This window comes from Arthrobacter sp. 05L421, assembly GCF_056397785.1.
Genome location: NZ_JBFTOC010000001.1, coordinates 1 through 16,233, shown reverse-complemented (window position 1 = coordinate 16,233; position 16,233 = coordinate 1). Strand labels below are relative to the sequence as shown.

The window sequence follows — 16,233 nt, the reverse complement described above, 5'->3', positions numbered from 1 at the left end:
CCGGCCGGGCAGCAATGACGCTACTTACGGGCAAATGCCTGCTTGAGCAAGCTGTCCTGTTCTGCCGAGTGGCGCTTCATCGACCCTGCCGCGGTGGAGGCCGAGGCGGGGCGGGAGATGAGGCGGACCTGGCGGTCCAGGGCATCGGGCAGGTTCAGGCCGATGAACGGCCACGGGCCCTGGTTGGCCGGTTCGTCCTGCGCCCAGACCACTTCGGCATTCGGGTACTTGGCCAGTTCCGCAGCGATTTCGGCGGCCGGCAGCGGGTAGAGCTGCTCGACGCGAACGATCGCCGTGGTCTGGTTCTCGGTCTTCTGCCGGGTGGACAGTAGATCGTAGTACAGGCGTCCGGAGACCAGCAGCACGCGTTCGACGGCGTCGGCCTGCAGCGGGGCGTGCTCGGGAATGACCGGGCGGAACGAGCCGGTGGTGAAGTCCTCCACGGAGGACGCCGCGGCCTTCAGGCGGAGCAGCTGCTTCGGCGTGAAGATGATGAGCGGCTTGCGCGGCCTGCTGTAGGCCTGGCGGCGCAGCAGGTGGAAGTGCGAGGCCGACGTCGTGGGGTTGGCCACGATCATGTTCTCCTCAGCGCACATCAGCAGGAAGCGCTCGATGCGGGCTGACGAGTGGTCCGGCCCCTGGCCCTCGTAGCCGTGCGGCAGCATGAGAACGAGCGAGGACCGCTGGCCCCATTTCTGCTCGGCGGAGGAGATGAACTCATCGATGATGGTCTGCGCGCCGTTGACGAAGTCACCGAACTGCGCCTCCCAGAGCACCAGGGCATCCGGGCGCTCCACGGAGTACCCATACTCGAAGCCCATGGCAGCGTATTCGGAGAGCAGGGAGTCGTAGATCCACAGCTTCGCCTGGTTGTCCGACAGGTGGGCCAGCGGCAGCCACTCGTCGCCGTTGGCTCGGTCGTGGAAGACGGCGTGCCGCTGCACGAACGTGCCGCGGCGCGAGTCCTGGCCGGCGAGCCGGACAGGGACGCCTTCCATGATGAGCGAGCCGAACGCCGCAAGTTCACCGAAGCCCCAGTCGATGCCGCCTTCACGGGACATCGCTTCACGCTTCTCGAGCAGCTGCTTGAGCTTGGCGTGGACGGTGAAGCCCTCCGGGATATCGGTGTGGGCCTTCCCGATCCGGGCCAGGGTCTCCGCAGAGATCGCGGTGGAGACTGGGGCGCTGACACCGGAATCGGACTGCTGGGCCATGGGGCGTTCGAGATCGGAGACCGCAGCGGAATCAGCCGTGATGATCGGGATCGGGGACGTCTGGGCCGCGTGGGTTTCGGCGAAGACGCGTTCGAGGCGTTCCTGGTAGTCGCGCAGCAGCTGCTCGGCTTCTTCCTCGGTGATGTCACCGCGACCGATCAGGGATTCGGTGTACAGCTTGCGGACCGAGCGCTTGGCTTCGATCAGGTTGTACATCAGCGGCTGGGTCATCGAGGGGTCGTCGCCCTCATTGTGGCCGCGGCGGCGGTAGCACACCATGTCGATGACAACGTCCTTGTGGAAACGCTGACGGAATTCGTAGGCAAGCTGCCCGATCCGGACCACGGCCTCCGGATCGTCGCCGTTCACGTGGAACACCGGCGCCTGGATCATCTTGGCGACGTCCGTGGAGTAGGTGGAGGAACGCGAGGACGACGGGGCGGTGGTGAAGCCGACCTGGTTGTTGACAACGATGTGGATGGTGCCGCCGGTGCGGTAGCCGCGCAGCTGGGAGAGGTTGAGCGTTTCCGCGACAACACCCTGGCCTGCGAAAGCGGCGTCGCCGTGCACCATGATCGGCAGCACGGGGAACGCCTCGCCCTGGTCCAGGCGGTCCTGCTTGGCGCGGACGATGCCCTCGAGGACAGGGTCCACGGCCTCAAGGTGGGACGGGTTCGCGGCGAGGTAGACCTTGGTCTCCTTGCCGTTGTCCGAGGTGAAGGTGCCCTCGGTGCCGAGGTGGTACTTGACGTCGCCGGAGCCCTGCACGGAGCGCGGGTCCTGGGTGCCTTCGAATTCGCGGAAGACCTGTGCGTAGGTCTTGCCCGCGATGTTGGTCAGCACGTTGAGGCGGCCGCGGTGGGCCATGCCGATCGCGACTTCGTCGAGTTCGTCGTCGGCGGCGTCGGAGATGATCGCGTCAAGCAGCGGAATCAGGGACTCGCCGCCTTCGAGCGAGAAGCGCTTCTGGCCGACGAACTTGGTCTGCAGGAACGTCTCAAAGGCCTCGGCGGCGTTGAGCTTGGAGACGATGCGCAGCTGCTCGTCGCGGCTCGGCTTCGAATAGGCGTGCTCCAGCTGGTCCTGGAACCACTTGCGCTCGGCGGGGTCCTGGATGTGCATGTATTCGATGCCGGCGGTGCGGCAGTAGGCGTCGCGGAGGACGCCGAGGATGTCGCGGAACTTGAGCATCGGCTTGCCGCCGAAGCCGCCCGTGGGCCACTCGCGGTCCAGGTCCCACAGGGTCAGGCCGTAGGTCAGGACGTCGAGGTCCGGGTGCTTGCGCTGGACGTACTCGAGCGGATCGGTGTCCGCCATCAGGTGTCCGCGCACGCGGTAGGCGTGGATCAGCTGCTGGATCCGGGCGACCTTGTTGATCTCGTCGGCCGGGTCCACCTGCAGGTCCGGGCTCCAACGCACGGGCTCGTAGGGGATGCGCAGGGACTCGAAGATCTCGTCGTAGAAGTTCTGCGCACCGAGCAGGAGCTGGTGTACGAGCTTGAGGAACTCGCCGCTGCCGGCACCCTGGATGACGCGGTGGTCATAGGTGGAGGTCAGCGTGAGGACCTTGCTGATCGCGTTCTGGGCGATGATCTTCTCGCTGGCACCCTGGAACTCGGCCGGGTAGTCCAGGGCGCCGACGCCGATGATGGCGGCCTGGCCCTTGGACAGGCGGGGCACCGAGTGGACGGTGCCGATGCCGCCGGGGTTGGTCAGGGACACGGTGGTGCCGGAGTGGTCGTCCGCGGTCAGCTTGCCGGCGCGGGCCCGCTTGATCAGGTCTTCGTAGGTGTGCCAGAACTCGGAGAAGTTGAGGGTCTCCGCCTTCTTGATGTTCGGGACCATGAGCAGGCGGGTGCCGTCAGGCTTGGGCATGTCGATCGCGATGCCGAAGTTCACGTGCGCCGGCTGGACAGCCACCGGCTTGCCGTCGATCTCGTCGTAGTAGACGTTCATCGAGGGGAACTGGGACAGGGCGCGGATGACGGCGTAGCCGATCAGGTGCGTGAAGGAGACCTTGCCGCCGCGGGCGCGGGCCAGGTTGGAGTTGATGACCACGCGGTTGTCGATCAGCAGCTTCGCCGGGATGGCGCGGACGCTCGTGGCGGTCGGCACTTCCAGGCTGGTGACCATGTTCGACGCGATGGCCTTGGCCGGTCCGCGCAGGACCGAGACGACGTCCTCTTCGGGCGCCGTCGGAGCCTTGAGGTTCTTGGGCAGCTGCGCCGGGATCGGCGCGGTTCCGGGGGCGTCTGTGGTCTTGGAGCCATCCCGGGCGACGGTGGCCGGGGTCCTCTTGGCTGCAGGTGCCGGCGCGGGCGTGGCGGCGGGAGTTGCGGGCGCGGCCGGCGCGGGTGCTGCCTGCGAAGCGGCAGGCGCTACGACGGGAAGTTCACGGGTGGCAGGATGCACAGCTGTCGCGGTGCCGGACGTTCCGTTGACGGAAGAGGCGTCACTAGCTGCAAAAGATTCGAACAGCGGCCACCACTTGGCGTCGACCGTGTTCTTGTCCTGCTGGTAACGCTCGTACAGTTCGTCAACGAGCCACTCGTTTCCGCCAAATTCCTCTGGTAGACGGTGGCTAGGCTGCTCTGGCACTTGAAATACGCCTCTTCCATGAGTTTGATTCCCTCTGGCTTCCACGGTGCCTCGGCACAACGATTGAGCCAGTCTCTGCGTCCAGTGAACCCAGACCTCTGCCAGTCTAGTGAGGATTCTTGCCAAACCGCCAATAAGCGTGACCCAAATCATGATCCACCCCCGAAGCCACCGAATTACAGAGAAGAAGTGCTGCATAATCGGCCCGGAATCGGCCCGGAGGCGGTGCCTCACGCGGTGCTTCACGCGGTGACTTACCAAGGGGCCGGACGCGGTGCCGGCCCCGCCGGGAACCGCCATAGAATCGAAGAAGAACCCGTTTGGCGCCGAGCGCCAGTTGCGGGCGCCAGCAAAGGAGCAGCCGTGCGTTTCCTGAATGAGCCCACCACCGATCTGACTTACTCCGACCTCTTCCTGGTGCCGTCGCGGTCCGATGTCATCTCGCGCCTGGACGTCGATCTGGCGGCCGATGACGGGACCGGCTCGGCGATTCCGCTGGTGGCGGCGAACATGACGGCGGTGACGGGGAAGCGGATGGCCGAGACCATGGCCCGCCGCGGCGGCCTTGGAGTTCTGCCGCAGGACGTCCCGCTCGACGTCATCCGGGACGTCACGGCCTGGATCAAGGGCCGCCACCCGGTCCTCGAGACGCCCGTCACGCTCGCGCCAACGGACACCGTGATCGATGCCCTCCACCTGATGGGCAAGCGGCCGCACGGCGCCGTTGTGGTGGTGGATGAGGCCGGCGCCGTCGCCGGTGTTGTCCGGGCCGCGGACTGCGAGGGCCAGGACCGTTTCGCGTCGCTGGCCTCCGTCCTCCGCCACCAGCCGCTGGTGCTGGATGCCGGACTGTTGGACGGCGGGCTGGCGGGGGACCCTGCGGGTGCCGCGACGGCCCTTCGCCGCGCCTTTGAGGCGATGGACGCTGCCGGAACTGACTACGCACCGGTGCAGCAGGACGGCGTCCTGGCCGGGGTGCTGACCCGCAAGGGCGCCCTGCGCTCCACGCTCTACCGCCCGTCCCTGGACGACGACGGCAAGCTCAAGGTGGCTGCCGCCGTCGGAATCAACGGTGACGTGGCCGGGCGGGCCGCCGAGTTGCTGGCTGCCGGCGTGAATGTGCTGGTCCTCGACACCGCGCATGGGCACCAGCAGAAAATGTTCGACGCGCTGGCAGCCGTGAAGGGACTCAACCCCGGCGTACCGGTGGTCGCCGGCAACGTCGTCACCGGCGAGGCAACGCGGGAGCTTATCGAGGCCGGGGCGGACATCGTCAAGGTCGGCGTGGGTCCGGGCGCCATGTGCACCACGCGCATGATGACGGCCGTGGGCCGCCCGCAGTTCAGCGCCGTCCTGGAATGTTCCGCCGCGGCGCGGGAAGCCGGCGGCCGGGTGTGGGCCGACGGCGGGGTCCGCTACCCGCGCGACGTCGCCCTGGCCCTGGCCGCCGGTGCCAGCCAGGTCATGATCGGCTCCTGGTTTGCCGGCACGCACGAAAGCCCCGGGGATCTGCTGCTCGACTCTGCGGGACGGCAGTACAAGGAGAGCTTCGGCATGGCGTCCGCCCGCGCGGTGCAAAACCGCACCCAGCGCGAGGGCGCGTTTGAAAAGGACCGCAAGGCCCTGTTCGAGGAAGGCATCTCCACGTCCCGCATGTACGTGGACGCGGCGCGGCCCGGCGTCGAGGACCTGCTGGACATGATCACCGCCGGCCTGCGCAGTTCCATGAGCTACGCCGGCGCTTCCGATCTCGCCGCTTTCCGCGAACGTGCCGTGGCCGGCATCCAGTCCGCGGCCGGGTACGAGGAAGGCCGGCCCGTCCCGCAGAGCTGGTGAGTTTCGGCGCGGCCGGTGAAGCGGGCGGCCGGGGCTGGCGGCGGCCGCTCCTGTAGACTGAAATTCTTATGGACAGTAAATCTAGGTGCCGGCCTGGGGGCTGTCAGCGGAGAACGGAATCCGTTCCCGCACAGTCCACCCGAAGAGCCGGCAAACCCCGTTCACGCGCCCATCATTCTCCGGCCACGCGCCACACCGGAGCTTTCCAGGAAACAGGGTCGGCCGCCGCCGACCATCCTCCGCCGGGCAGACCCTTCCAGCATCTACGGTCCCAGCAGCGGCCGTTTTTTTGCGCCTCTGGCGCTGCCGCTGCCGCGGAAGCAGGCCGCTGAGATGGAATGGCTACTCCTCGCAGCAGGCCTGCTGCTCATCCTCGGCACCGGGTTCTTTGTCGCCGTGGAATTTTCCCTGGTGGCCTTGGACCAATCCACGGTGCAGCGCGCCGTTGACGCCGGCGACACCGCCGCCGAGCCCCTGCTCAAATGTCTCAAGTCGCTCTCCACCCAGCTCTCGAGCTGCCAGCTCGGCATCACCATGACCACGCTGCTGACCGGTTACGTCATGGAACCGTCCGTCGGCAAGCTGCTCGAGGGTCCCCTTACCGCGCTGGGAGTCGCGCCCGCGGCGGCTGCCTCGCTGTCCCTGGTCCTCGCGATGGCGGTGGCCACCCTGCTCTCCATGCTGATCGGTGAGCTGGTGCCCAAGAACATGGCCATCGCGCTGTCCTTCCCGATCGGCAAAGCCGTCGCTCGGCCCCAGCTGGTGTTCACCGCCATCTTCAAGCCCGCAATCGTGGTGCTCAATGGCTTCTCCAACAAGGTCCTCAACGTCTTCGGACTGGAGGCCAAGGAGGAAATCTCCGGCGCCCGCACTCCGGCCGAACTGGCCTCGCTCGTGCGCCGCTCCGCGGCCATGGGCACCCTGGACGCCGGGACGGCCAACTTCATCGCCCGGACGCTTAAGTTCTCCGGGCGGACCGCCGCTGACGTCATGACCCCCCGCATCCGCGTGGAGACCATCGACGCCGACCAGCCGGTCTCGGACATCGTCGAGGCCGCCAAGCGGACCGGATACTCCCGTTTCCCTGTGATAGGCGAGTCCTCCGATGACATCCGTGGCGTAGTCCATATCAAGAAGGCCATCGCCGTGCCCTCGAACCGCCGCGCCAGGCTGCAGGCCGGAGCCATCATGACCGATGTGCTCCAGGTCCCCGAAACCATCCACCTGGACGCCCTCCTCGCCGAACTGCGCGAGGGCAACCTGCAACTGGCCGTCGTCCTGGACGAGTACGGCGGAACGGCCGGCATCACCACCCTGGAAGACCTCGTGGAGGAAATCGTCGGGGAAGTAGCCGATGAACACGACAAGGTCCGTCCCGGCTTGCTCCAGAGCGCCTCGGGGGACTGGTACTTCCCCGGCCTGCTCCGGCCCGATGAACTTTCCGAACAGATCCCGGGCCTGACCGTGCCCGACGAAGCTGCCTACGAAACGGTGGGAGGCTACGTCATGAGCCAGCTCGGCCGGATCGCGGCAGTCGGCGACACTGTCGACGTCGTCGGCGGGACACTGAGCGTGACCCGCATGGACGGCCGCCGGATCGACAGGATCTGTTTCCGGCCCACCCGGGTACCCGGCGACGGCCAGCCCGCCAGCCAGGCAGGTGCCGCATGAGCGACTGGGCAGGAATCCTGTGGCTTGCCTTCCTCCTTGTGGGCAACGCCTTCTTCGTGGCAGCGGAATTCGCCATCATGTCCGCCCGCCGGAGCCAGATCGAGCCGCTGGCCGACGCCGGCTCCAAGCGCGCACAGACAACGCTGCGGGCCATGGAAAACGTGTCCCTCATGCTTGCGTGCGCCCAGCTCGGCATCACCGTCTGCTCGCTGCTGATCCTGCAGGTGGCTGAGCCCGCGATCCACCACCTCCTGGCCGTGCCGCTGGAAGCGGCAGGCATCCCGGTGGGGGCCGCGGATATTGTGGCCTTCGCCGTCGCACTGCTGGTGGTCACGTTCCTGCACGTCACCTTCGGCGAAATGGTGCCCAAGAACATTTCCGTGTCGGTCGCGGACAAGGCGGCGCTGCTGCTGGCGCCGCCGCTGATGTTCATCGCGCGGCTGGTCAAGCCCGTCATTACGGCGCTTAACTGGTCCGCGAACCACATCCTTAAGCTGATGCGGATTGAGCCACAGAATGAGGTCACGTCCTCCTTCACCCTCGAAGAAGTGCAGTCGATCGTGCAGGAATCCACCCGCCACGGACTCGTGGACGACGACGCCGGACTCATCACCGGAGCGCTGGAGTTCTCCGAACACACGGCCTCCCACGTGATGGTTCCGTTGGGAAAGCTCGTCATGCTCAAGGCGGCCACCACGCCGGCGGAATTCGAAAAGGCGGTGAGCCGGACCGGCTTCTCGCGGTTCCCGATGCTCGATGACGACGGCATGCTGTCCGGCTATCTGCACATCAAGGACGTACTGTCCATCCCGGACGCCGGGTACCACCAGCCGATCGCGGAAAGCCGCATCCGGTCGCTGGCGAACCTGGCCATGGACGACGAAATCGAGAAGGCCATGTCCGTCATGCAGCGCACAGGCTCGCACCTGGCCCGCGTGATCGGCCCCGACGGGCTGACCCAGGGGGTGCTGTTCCTGGAGGACGTGATCGAGCAGCTCGTCGGCGAAATCCGGGACGCGACGCAGGCCACCGGCTACCGCAGGCTGGGCCAAGACCAGTAAGGCGCAGCCCAGTGGGGACCAGCCAGTAGCGGACGGACCGCAGCGCGGCATGCCTGGAATCCCTAAATAGGAATGATTCCTATTTAGGGATACACTCGGGCTGTTGCTATTGCTCCTGATTCTCAATAACAGATCCGAGGTTTCCCGTGCGCTGTCCCGCTGCCCGAGCCATGCTGGCTGGTCTCGCCGGCTTAGGCCTCCTGCTCACCGCGTGCAGTCCGACGCCGGGCAGCTCGCGGGGGACCGCCGGTGACGGCGTGATCGACGTCGTCGCCTCCACCAGCGTCTACGGCGACATCGTCTCCAGCATCGGCGGCGACAAGGTTCGGGTCAGCTCGATCATCAACCGCACCAGCCAGGACCCGCACTCCTACGAGGCCACCACGCAGGACAAGCTGGCCGTCTCCAAGGCCGAGTTTGTGGTGGAGAACGGCGGGGGATACGACGCCTTCATCGACACGCTGGCAACCGACACCGGGCTGGAGAGCGGCAACATCATCAACGCCGTGGACGTATCCGGCCTGGCCACCGAAAGCCCCGCAGCGGCGAGCCCGGACTCTGCCGGCCACACCCACGAGCACACCGGGCTGAACGAACACGTCTGGTACAGCATGGCGGCCATGTCCCGCCTCGCGGACGCCGTCGCCGACAAGCTGGGCACTCTGGAGCCGGGCTCGGCGCAGACGTTCCGGACCAACGCTGCGGCCTTTAAGGCATCGCTCGGCGGCCTGGAAACCAAGCTCGCCGCCATCAAGTCCTCGGCAGGCCATGCGCCCGTGGCCGTCACCGAGCCGGTACCGCTGTACCTGCTTGAGGCCGCCGGCCTGGAGAACGAAACCCCGGCGGCATACACGGCCGCGATCGAGGAAGACGCCGACGTCCCGCCCGCAGTGCTCAAGGCCGCCGTCGATCTCGTGGCCTCCCGGGGCGTCAAGCTGCTGGCCTACAATACCCAGACCGAGGGACCGCAAACGGTGGCGCTGAAAAAGGCCGCCGAGACCGCCGGCGTCCCGGTAGTGAACTTCAGTGAAACCCTCCCGGACGGCCAGTCCTACCTGCAGTGGATGACCGCTAACGTGGAGAGCATCCGCAAGGCCCTAGGATGATCGCAACAGCCGGAGCAGCAGTCTCCGCGGAAAATCGAGGAATCCCCTTTTGACACCGGTAGTGAGCCTCCGCGGCGCCTCCCTGGCCTTCGGCCAACGGACTCTGTGGGAAGGCCTGGACCTGGACATCAACCCAGGTGAATTCTTTGCCGTGCTCGGTCCCAACGGCAGCGGCAAGACCACCTTCCTGAAGGTCCTGCTCGGCCTGCAGGAACTGAGCACGGGCACCGCCGTGCTCGACGGCCACCCCGTAGAGCGCGGCAGCCGCCGGATCGGCTACGTGCCCCAGCAGAAATCATTCGACCCGGATACGCCCTTGCGCGCCCGCGACCTCGTGGCCCTCGGCGTCGACGGCCACCGCTGGGGCATCCGCCTGGGCAACGCAAAAGTGAACCGCAAGGTCGATGAGCTCCTGGACCTCGTGGGCGCCACCGACTACGCCAAGGTGCCGGTGGGGCGGCTCTCCGGCGGTGAGCAGCAGCGCCTGCGCGTGGCCCAGGCCCTGGCCACGGATCCCAAAGTGCTGCTGTGCGACGAGCCGCTGCTCTCCCTCGACCTTCAGCACCAGCAGGGCGTCAGCGCCCTGATCAACAAGCAATGCCGCGAGGCGGACAGCGCCGTGGTGTTCGTCACCCACGAGATCAACCCGATCATGGACTACGTGGACCGGGTCCTGTACCTGGCCGGAGGCCGGTTCCGGGTGGGCACACCCGCCGAGGTCATGACCACCGAGGTGCTCTCCGATTTGTACGACAGCCGTGTTGAAGTCATCCAGGCCAACGGCCGTCTGATCGTGGTGGGACTGCCGGATGCCGCGACGCACCATCACGAGGACGCGCACTCTGTCGTGGGGGAGGTGGGCTGAGTGGACCTGGGTAACCTGCTGCATTCAATCTTCAATTTCGAAAACTATGGCGAGCTGCTGGTCCTGGTGCAGAACTCCATCTGGGCCGGCGCGGTCCTGGGCCTGCTGGGCGGACTTATGGGCACCTTCGTGATGAAACGCGACCTGGCGTTCGCGGTCCACGGGATCTCGGAGCTCTCCTTTGCCGGAGCGGCCCTCGCGCTGCTGATCGGCGCGAACATCATCCTCGGCTCGCTGGCGGGATCGGTCCTGGCGGCCGTGGTGCTCGGCGTGATGGGTGTCCGCGCCCGGGACAAGAACTCGATCATCGGCGTCATCATGCCCTTCGGGCTGGGCCTGGGCATCCTCTTCCTGTCCCTATACGAGGGCCGGGCGGCCAACAAGTTCGGCCTGCTCACCGGGCAGATCGTGTCGGTGGGAACGGTCCAGCTGCAGGTCCTGGCGTTCGCCGCCGTCGTGGTGATGCTGGCGCTGGTCGCCATCTGGCGGCCGCTGACCTTCGCCAGTGTTGACCCCGACGTCGCCATCGCCCGCGGCGTACCGGTGCGGGCCCTGGCCCTTGGTTTCATGGTGCTGCTGGGAATCAGCGTGGCGCTGTCCATCCAGATTGTGGGCGCCCTGCTGGTGCTGGCCCTGCTGATCACGCCGGCGGCGGCCGCCATGCGCGTCACGTCCTCACCCCGGCTGGTGGTCATGCTGAGCATCGTCTTCGCGATGACGGCGACAATCGGCGGCATCCTGCTGGCTCTCGGCGGCCGGCTGCCGATCAGCCCCTATGTGACCACGCTGTCCTTCCTGATCTACGTTGCCTGCCGGATGATCGGCAATGCCAAGGCCAAGCGGGGGCTCAACGGGCGGATCGTGCCGAACGCGGCCGCGGCGGCCTGAGCCAGCTACTGGCCGGCCTGACTGGCTGTGCATTCGGGGCACAGGCCGAAGATTTCCACCGTGTGCTCCACCGCGGTGAAGCCGTGCTCTTGCGCGATCCGCGCAGCCCAGGCCTCTACTGCCGGGGCTTCCACTTCCACGGCCTTGCCGCAGTTGCGGCACAGCAGGTGATGGTGGTGGCCGGTGACGGCGCAGCGCCGGTAGACCGCTTCGCCGTCGGCGTTGCGCAGGACATCCACCAGCCCGTCGTCGGCGAGGGACTGCAAGATTCGGTAGGACGTGCCGAGGGACACCGCGGTGCCGCGCTCCTGGAGGATGCGGTGCAGTTCCTGGGTGCTGACGAAGTCCGCCAGGTCGTCCAGGGCGGCGCTGACGGCGAGGCGCTGCTTGGTAACTCGCTGTTCCTTACCTTGCACGGGTGCCGAGGCCGGAGTCCGGCTGCTGCCGGCGGTGGTGCCTTGGGACATCGTGGAACTCGCTTCGTCAAGGATTCGCGGGTGGGACGCGCTGCGGTGTGGTGGCAATGTCCAAGATTACCAGCGTGCAGGATCGCCAGCAGGGCTCCGTGGACACTGTGGCCGCTGGTGCCTAGGCTGGCCGGATGAAACTCACCAAATTCACGCACGCCTGTGTCCGCCTCGAGCAGGACGGCCGGGTGCTGGTGTTTGACCCGGGCACTTTTTCGGAGACGGATGAGGCCCTGGCCGGAGCACATGCCGTGCTCATCACCCACGAGCATGCGGACCATGTGGACGTCGACGCCGTCGCCGCGGCGTTGCAGTCGAACACTGCCCTTGAGCTTTACGCCCCGGAAGCGGTGGCCGCGACGCTTCGCGGCAAGGCGCCCGAGGCCGGGAGCCGCATCCATGCCGCCGCCGCGGGCCAGGAATTTGAAACCGCAGGCTTCGCGGTCAGGACATATGGCGGCCAGCACGCCCTCATCCACCCGCAGATCCCGGTCGTTGCCAACGTCGGCTACCTCGTGGATGGCAACGTCTACCACCCGGGGGACTCCTTCGCGATCCCCGACGGGGTCGACGTCAAGACGCTGCTGGTACCCGTCCACGCCCCGTGGAACAAGGTGGGTGAAGTGGTGGACTTTGTGATCGGCGTCCGCGCCCCGCAGGCCTTCCCGATCCACGACGCGCTCCTGAACGAGCTGGGCCGCGGCCTGGTGGAGGGGCATGTGACCCGGATCGGCGCCAAGTACGGCACCGAGTACCGGCACCTCTCCAGCGGCGATTCCGTGGAGGTTTAGCCTAAGCGGGCGCACCGGCTGCCGCCGGTCGGCTGACCAGGCCGGTCAGGCCGGCCAGACGCCGGTCTGGAAGAACTCGCGCAGCACGGCCTCGTGGGGCTCGGGATCCAGGCCCAGGGCGTCCAGCCACTCCGGGTTGTAGTAATTCCCGGCGTAGCGGTCCCCGGCGTCGCACATGAGGGTCACCACGCTGCCCTTGCGGTCTTCCTCGATCATCTCGGCTATGAGCTGCCACACGCCCCAGAGGTTGGTCCCGGTGGACGGGCCCGCGTGCAGTCCGGCATGCTCCCTGAGATGCCGCATGGCCGCCACCGACGCGGCGTCGGGAACCTGGATCATGTGGTCGATCACGGCAGGTACAAAACTCGGCTCCATCCGCGGCCGGCCGATGCCCTCGATGCGTGACGGCGACGCCGCTGCCGCTTCGACGGCGGGCATCCCGCCGTCGGGCCGGCTGTCCCGCCAGCCCGGATAGAACGCGGAATTTTCCGGGTCGACGACGGCGAGCCTGGTCTCGTAGCGGTGGTACCGCAGGTACCGGCCGATTGTGGCGCTGGTCCCGCCGGTGCCGGCCCCGACCACGACCCAGCGGGGGACCGGGTGCTCCTCCATCGCCAGCTGGCCGAAGATCGACTCGGCGATGTTGTTGTTTCCGCGCCAGTCCGTGGCCCGTTCGGCGTACGTGAACTGGTCCATGTAGTGCCCGCCGGTGCTGGTGGCGAGATCTGCGGCGGCCTGGTAGACCTCGGAGGCGTGGTCCACCAGGTGGCACGAGCCGCCGAACTGTTCTATCAGGGCGATCTTCTCGCGGCTGGTGGTCCGGGTCATCACGGCGATGAAAGGCAGGCCGAGCAACTGCGCAAAGTAGGCCTCGGAGACGGCGGTGCTGCCGCTGGAAGCCTCAACGATCGTGGTTCCTTCCCGGATCCAGCCGTTGACGAGGCCAAAAAGGAACAGCGAACGCGCCAGCCGGTGCTTGAGGCTGCCCGTGCGGTGGGTGGATTCGTCCTTCAGGTACAGCTGCACGCCCCAGTGGTCGGGCAGCGGCACCGAATACAGGTGGGTGTCGGCGGAGCGGTTGTTTTCGGCACTGATCCGGCGGACGGCGTCGTCGGCCCAGGCCCGGTGCTGCTGGTGCGCGGTATTCACCGCTACAGCCTACCGGGGCGGCGGGACGCCGAAGATAGAGTGGGGAAATGGACACCCTTCTCAATGCTGCTGCCCTCAAGGACCGGCTGGACGGCGCCGTCGGCACCGGCCAGCGCACAGTGCTCCTCGACGTTCGCTGGGCGCTCGGGGACCCTCACGGTCACGACCACTTCCTGAGCGAACACATCCCTGGAGCGATTTTCGTGGATCTCGCAACCGAACTCGCCGGACCCGCGGAACCGCGACGCGGAAGGCATCCGCTGCCGCCGCTGGAGCAGTTCCAGGAATCGGCGCGCCGCTGGGGCGTCAACGACGGCGACGCCGTTGTAGCGTACGACGACAGCGGCAACATGGCCGCCGCCCGGCTGTGGTGGATGCTGCGCAACGCCGGCTTCAGCCAGGTTCACTTGCTCGACGGCGGCCTGGCCGCCTGGCGTGCCGCAGGGTTCGAAGTGGCGGCGGGGCCCGAACAGCCCGCGCCCGGAAACGTCACCCTGTCCGAGGGCCGCATGCCCGCGATCGACGCCGGACAAGCAGCCACCTGGGGCCGGCAGGGTCTGCTGCTGGATGCCCGGGCGGCCGAACGGTACCGCGGGGAAATCGAGCCCGTGGATCCCCGCGCGGGCCATATTCCGGGCGCCGTGAGTGCCCCCACCACCGGGAACCTGGAGACCGACGGACGCTTCCTTGGTCCGGCGGAGCTGCGGGCGCGCTTCGAGCGGCTCGGCTGCAGGGCCTACGTCCCCACCGCCGTGTATTGCGGTTCCGGCGTCACAGCGGCCCACGAGATCGCCGCCCTCGAAATCGCCGGCTTTTCCGCTGCCCTGTACCCGGGATCGTTTTCGGAGTGGTGCCACAGTGCCTCCAACGATGTTGTCACCGGGCCTGAGCCCTACGGCGAGGTCGAGGCTTCAAACTAGCGTCCAAACCCAGCTCACGTTCGTAACCTTGGCCCCGCCCCGACAGAATCTGGATGCGTGGCCCCTAGGCTGCGGCCGTCTCCTTGACCTTGCTGCGTTTGAGTGACTTGGCGTGGCGCAGAAGCCGGCGGCGGTGGCGGGATACCGGCTGGTCTATGGCTGTTGAGCCGAGCGGTGTCCCCGGGAGGGGTGGTGCGGTGGAGTGGTAGGTGTGGCCGGTGGGGGTGGTGAGTTCGATGGTGTGCCTCGCGCCGCCTGAGCCGGGTCCGGGGCGCGCCCGCCAGCCGGGGGTTTCTTTGGTGTGGTTGCAGGCTTCGCAGAGGCCGGCGCCGTTGGTCTGGGTGGTGGGTCCGCCTTTGTGCCAGGGGATGATGTGGTCCAGGTGCCGGATCGGGGCGTCGCAGTAGGGGGTGCGGCAGGTGTCGTCCCTGGTCTGGATGAAGTGGCGGAGCCGGTGCGGGAAGATCCGGGCGCGGGAGTCCATGGCGACGAGCTCGCCGGTGCGCGGGTGGGTGTAGAGCCGTCGAAGCCAGACGGTGAAAGCGTTCGCATCGGCATCGGCATCGGCATCGGCATCGGGTCTGATGGGGCTGGCTGGTCCCGGGGGACCGGTGCCGTCCTTAGCTTTGGTGGCGTTGATGAGGGCGCGGGCCCAGCCGGCGGGGACGGTGCCGTAGCCGGGGACCCGGGCCGGTTCACTGTCGGCCTGGAAGAGGGTGCGGTCGGTCATGACGACCTGGATCTCGACCCCGGTGATCCCGCCCGGGGTGCCGGTGCTGCGCTGGACCAGGGTGTCGGCCATGGCCTGGCCGCGGCCCCTCGGGTCCCCGGCGGCCCGGAGGGTGTCGGCGTGCCGGGCCAGGGCGGTGTAGAGGCCGACGCCGGCGGTGACCGGGAGCAGGGCGGTGAGGTAGCACATGGTGTCCGGGGCTGGGCGGAGGCTGACATGCCGCTCGGACATGGCGTGTGCGGCGCGGTCGGTGACGGTGCGCGGGTCCAGCCGGTACGCGGCGGCCCGGGCGGTGGCGACCAGCCGCCGGTCCCCGGCCCCGGCGAGGGTCCCGGTGTCGGGTGCGAGGTGTTCGTCGACGGCGGCCCGGTCCGCGGCGGTCAGGCACGCGGTTTCGCGCACGAGCAAGGTGGCGCGCCATTCGTTCAGCTGCCCGGATTCGAGCGCGGCGAGGGTGTGCGGCATCTCGGTGACGAGGGCTTTGGCGAGGCCCAGGAGCCGGCCGCCCTTGGCGGGGGGTTCGTGCCGGGCCAGGGCGATCTGCGCGCCGATCCCGGCCCCGAGCTGCTCGGCGGGGATCCCGGCGGCGGCCTGGGCGCGGCGCTGGGACAGATCCAGTGCCACGGCGTGCCGTGCCTGCCGGGCTGCCATGGCGGATTTCAGGTCTTCGAGTTCCCGGATCTCATCGATCAGGGCAGCGGCGCTGTCAGGGGCCGGGAGGCCGGTCAGGAGCGTGGCCAAGTCCGCGACCGTCCCAGTCGTTGCCGGTGCCGTGTCTGCCGGAACCGCATCGGGCCCCTGAGTGCCTTCCATGAATCAAGTGTCCCTGCGGGCTATGACATTTATGGCCGTCCGCAGCCGCTCGACCGCTTCGGAGACCAGCGGGGAAATTCCGGGTTCGGCCGTAACTCCCGGAACGCTGCCCAAGATAACGTCG

The 16,233-nt window shown here is 67.7% G+C and carries 12 protein-coding genes; 8 read left to right on the top strand and 4 right to left on the bottom strand.

All coding sequences use genetic code 11. The features are described 5' to 3' along the window. Positions 1–20 precede the first annotated feature (20 nt). Positions 21–3,812 carry a multifunctional oxoglutarate decarboxylase/oxoglutarate dehydrogenase thiamine pyrophosphate-binding subunit/dihydrolipoyllysine-residue succinyltransferase subunit gene (locus tag AC1DKQ_RS00060; protein WP_476917877.1) on the bottom strand — a complete coding sequence of 1,264 codons (3,792 nt, stop codon included), beginning with the start codon at positions 3,810–3,812 and terminating at the stop codon, positions 21–23. A gap of 363 nt (positions 3,813–4,175) precedes the next feature. Here AC1DKQ_RS00060 and AC1DKQ_RS00055 point away from each other — a divergent pair, with 363 nt between their 5' ends. The 6 genes from AC1DKQ_RS00055 (at position 4,176) to AC1DKQ_RS00030 (ending at position 11,239) form a co-directional block, all read left to right on the top strand. Then, positions 4,176–5,648, top strand: a complete 1,473-nt coding sequence (locus AC1DKQ_RS00055) for a GuaB1 family IMP dehydrogenase-related protein (RefSeq protein WP_476917876.1) — start codon at positions 4,176–4,178, stop codon at positions 5,646–5,648. 333 nt (positions 5,649–5,981) lie between these two features. Next, the gene (locus tag AC1DKQ_RS00050; RefSeq protein WP_476882892.1) at positions 5,982–7,319 is read left to right on the top strand and encodes a hemolysin family protein; all 1,338 of its coding nucleotides are present in this window, start codon (positions 5,982–5,984) and stop codon (positions 7,317–7,319) included. After that, positions 7,316–8,380 (top strand): hemolysin family protein, encoded by a 1,065-nt coding sequence (locus AC1DKQ_RS00045; RefSeq protein ID WP_476917875.1) that lies wholly within the window; start codon positions 7,316–7,318, stop codon positions 8,378–8,380. The genes AC1DKQ_RS00050 and AC1DKQ_RS00045 overlap by 4 nt, the downstream gene beginning before the upstream one ends. Positions 8,381–8,526: 146 nt before the next feature. Continuing rightward, positions 8,527–9,486: a metal ABC transporter solute-binding protein, Zn/Mn family gene (locus tag AC1DKQ_RS00040; protein WP_476917874.1), complete on the top strand. Its 960-nt coding sequence runs from the start codon at positions 8,527–8,529 to the stop codon at positions 9,484–9,486. Between the two features lie 49 nt (positions 9,487–9,535). Then, a complete protein-coding gene (locus tag AC1DKQ_RS00035) occupies positions 9,536–10,351 on the top strand; it encodes a metal ABC transporter ATP-binding protein (RefSeq protein ID WP_476917873.1) in 816 nt (271 codons plus the stop codon). Continuing rightward, positions 10,352–11,239 (top strand): metal ABC transporter permease, encoded by an 888-nt coding sequence (locus tag AC1DKQ_RS00030; RefSeq protein ID WP_476917872.1) that lies wholly within the window; start codon positions 10,352–10,354, stop codon positions 11,237–11,239. 5 nt (positions 11,240–11,244) lie between these two features. Here AC1DKQ_RS00030 and AC1DKQ_RS00025 read toward each other — a convergent pair whose 3' ends face one another. Next, a complete protein-coding gene (locus tag AC1DKQ_RS00025; protein WP_476917871.1) occupies positions 11,245–11,706 on the bottom strand; it encodes a Fur family transcriptional regulator in 462 nt (153 codons plus the stop codon). A gap of 134 nt (positions 11,707–11,840) precedes the next feature. On the opposite strand from AC1DKQ_RS00025, the gene AC1DKQ_RS00020 reads away from it, so the two are divergent. Next, positions 11,841–12,497: an MBL fold metallo-hydrolase gene (locus AC1DKQ_RS00020; RefSeq protein ID WP_476882898.1), complete on the top strand. Its 657-nt coding sequence runs from the start codon at positions 11,841–11,843 to the stop codon at positions 12,495–12,497. 45 nt (positions 12,498–12,542) lie between these two features. On the opposite strand, the gene AC1DKQ_RS00015 is transcribed toward AC1DKQ_RS00020, so the two are convergent. Continuing rightward, the gene (locus tag AC1DKQ_RS00015; protein WP_476917870.1) at positions 12,543–13,646 is read right to left on the bottom strand and encodes a PLP-dependent cysteine synthase family protein; all 1,104 of its coding nucleotides are present in this window, start codon (positions 13,644–13,646) and stop codon (positions 12,543–12,545) included. Positions 13,647–13,693: 47 nt separating this feature from the next. Here AC1DKQ_RS00015 and AC1DKQ_RS00010 point away from each other — a divergent pair, with 47 nt between their 5' ends. Then, positions 13,694–14,566 carry a sulfurtransferase gene (locus AC1DKQ_RS00010; protein WP_476917869.1) on the top strand — a complete coding sequence of 291 codons (873 nt, stop codon included), beginning with the start codon at positions 13,694–13,696 and terminating at the stop codon, positions 14,564–14,566. Between the two features lie 64 nt (positions 14,567–14,630). On the opposite strand, the gene AC1DKQ_RS00005 is transcribed toward AC1DKQ_RS00010, so the two are convergent. Next, positions 14,631–16,109, bottom strand: a complete 1,479-nt coding sequence (locus AC1DKQ_RS00005; RefSeq protein WP_476917868.1) for an HNH endonuclease — start codon at positions 16,107–16,109, stop codon at positions 14,631–14,633. Positions 16,110–16,233 lie beyond the last annotated feature (124 nt).

Excerpts from the sequence above, each read along its gene's own strand:
- AC1DKQ_RS00050 (WP_476882892.1), top strand. The coding sequence starts at position 5,982 with ATGGAATGGCTACTCCTCGCAGCAGGCCTGCTGCTCATCCTCGGCACC.
- AC1DKQ_RS00045 (WP_476917875.1), top strand. The coding sequence starts at position 7,316 with ATGAGCGACTGGGCAGGAATCCTGTGGCTTGCCTTCCTCCTTGTGGGC.
- AC1DKQ_RS00025 (WP_476917871.1), bottom strand. The coding sequence starts at position 11,706 with ATGTCCCAAGGCACCACCGCCGGCAGCAGCCGGACTCCGGCCTCGGCA.
- AC1DKQ_RS00020 (WP_476882898.1), top strand. The coding sequence starts at position 11,841 with ATGAAACTCACCAAATTCACGCACGCCTGTGTCCGCCTCGAGCAGGAC.
- AC1DKQ_RS00010 (WP_476917869.1), top strand. The coding sequence starts at position 13,694 with ATGGACACCCTTCTCAATGCTGCTGCCCTCAAGGACCGGCTGGACGGC.
- AC1DKQ_RS00005 (WP_476917868.1), bottom strand. The coding sequence starts at position 16,109 with ATGGAAGGCACTCAGGGGCCCGATGCGGTTCCGGCAGACACGGCACCG.